The organism is Spirosoma spitsbergense DSM 19989 (assembly GCF_000374085.1).
Classification (GTDB): Bacteria; Bacteroidota; Bacteroidia; order Cytophagales; family Spirosomataceae; genus Spirosoma; species Spirosoma spitsbergense.
The window spans coordinates 1-1835 of record NZ_KB893512.1; the positions used below are offsets into that span (position 1 = coordinate 1).

At 48.9% G+C, this 1835-nt stretch carries 2 protein-coding genes; both read left to right on the plus strand.

What is annotated here, in order from left to right; translation table 11 throughout:
- The first annotated feature begins 445 nt into the window (after positions 1–445).
- On the plus strand, positions 446–847 hold the full coding sequence (locus B157_RS35250; protein ID WP_052646999.1) for a DUF1778 domain-containing protein: 402 nt from the start codon (positions 446–448) through the stop codon (positions 845–847).
- A 211-nt stretch (positions 848–1058) separates the two neighbouring features.
- Positions 1059–1835: MobV family relaxase (gene mobV, locus B157_RS35255; RefSeq protein WP_020603782.1), on the plus strand; the 777-nt coding region annotated here is incomplete at its 3' end.

A 1835-nucleotide genomic window follows, 5' to 3' on the forward strand; every position in this document is an offset into this window, starting at 1 on the left:
CCTTATCGTCCTTTTTTGCTGGTGCAGCTAAAGACAAAGTGGAGTATATTATCAGTGGTTATGGTAAAGATGCCAGTTATAATATACCTGCTGATGCGCCTATCCAAATTGGAGTTTATCAGCGCGTTTACCAAGACGAATTGAATTCAGTGTATGCCCGTCAGCATACACCAATTTAAGGCTTTTAGTTGGTGGAAGAGCAACAAGGCTGATCAATAACAAATAAGCTATACAACTACTTCAACTGCTTATCAAAGAGATTTTAAGGATTCTCTTATGGTGTGGATAGAAGGGGGAAAGCAGACCGACAATGTTGGTCTGCTTTTTTTAGTTCTATAATCTCAGTTATGTATTGTCGGACAAATATCATAAAATGTCCGACATCTTGTAAAAGGCTAAGATCTTGCCTAATTATGTGTCGGACAAGAAGACAGACACGCCTAAAATGGATCAAGATCCTAGCCTAGACCCCCAAACACCAGGGCAGACAAAACACGCAAAAAGTCCGACACCCGTTGAAGGGGTCAAATCGACCGAACCCGCTAAGTGGACCATTCGCGGTATCGAACCCGAAACCCGCCTGGTAATTGAAAAAGCAGCTACTAGATCCGGTAAGACATTAGGCCAATTCTTTAATGCTGAATTACGAGAGGCTGCTACAAACGTACTCAAAAAAAGGGATCAACCACCGGCTCGACCGGAAGACTTAGTTGGTGAATTAGTGGAGAAATTAAAAGCTGAATTGCAGGTTAGCCAGGCGACCGAATTACAATCGATTCGGGAGGCTATTGACCGCCGACCAGCCAGTTTACGAGAGTGGCTATTCGGCAAGCGTACCGTTGGCTAGGGGTTAAACTGATTACCCAGTTTTATAACCGGGAAAGAAAATGCGCGCTCTCTTTTCAATATGTCAAATCGTTTCTTAGCTTGCCATTGCTTTCGCGCGCTTACCACCTTTTAAAACAAAGGTGGACTCACTACACAAGTGAACTCGCCCTACGGTCGAGATTCCCTTGTTTCACTCGCCTCCCAGGGCGCTAACATAACCCTAACTGATAATGGCATACGCTATCTTACGAGTCGCTAAACTGAAGACCATGGGCAACGTGGGCGGCCACGGAATGCACGTTGAGCGCCAGCGCGAAACGCTCAATGCTGACGTGGCTAAACAGGAACTCAACCAACGCTTAGCGGGCACTCATGATCCAATGGCCGACGTGCAAGTACGCTTTGATGAGATGAAGATCGAACCCCGCAAGGGGGCAGTGGTGGCCATCGATGTGTTCATTACGGCCAGTCCCGAACATTTCCAAAGAAACCACCCTGACGACCCTAACTGGAAAGCGTTCCAGGCAAAAGCCATGGCCTTTCTCCGGCAGGAGTATGGAGCCGATAACGTGGTCCATGCCATCGCCCATCACGATGAGACCAGCCCCCACCTGCACGCCATCGTGACACCCATCCGCAGCAAGACCGTCAAGGTTGGTCGAGCCGTTAAGACCGAGCGGACGGAAAACCGCTTGTGTGCCCGTGACTGGTTAGGCGGTGACCGCACCACGCTGAGTAAACTTCAAACCCGCTTTGCCAATACGGTGAAGGAGTTGGGTTTAGATCGGGGCATCGAGGGCAGTCAGGCTAAGCATACGGAGGTCAAGCAGTTCTATTCGGTGATGAAAGAAACCAGCGCCCAGGCTCAGGCCATCAGCCTAAAACTGGCCCCCATTGAAGCGGATTACTACGTCAAAGCAGTGGCTAAACCCCGCTTTGAAGACCGGCTGTTTCTGCACGATTATGCCAAGTATGAAGTGAATCAGGCCCTGAATAGCGTATCGGAG

Coding starts and splice junctions, on each gene's coding strand:
- B157_RS35250 (WP_052646999.1), top strand. CDS start 446: ATGGATCAAGATCCTAGCCTAGACCCCCAAACACCAGGGCAGACAAAA.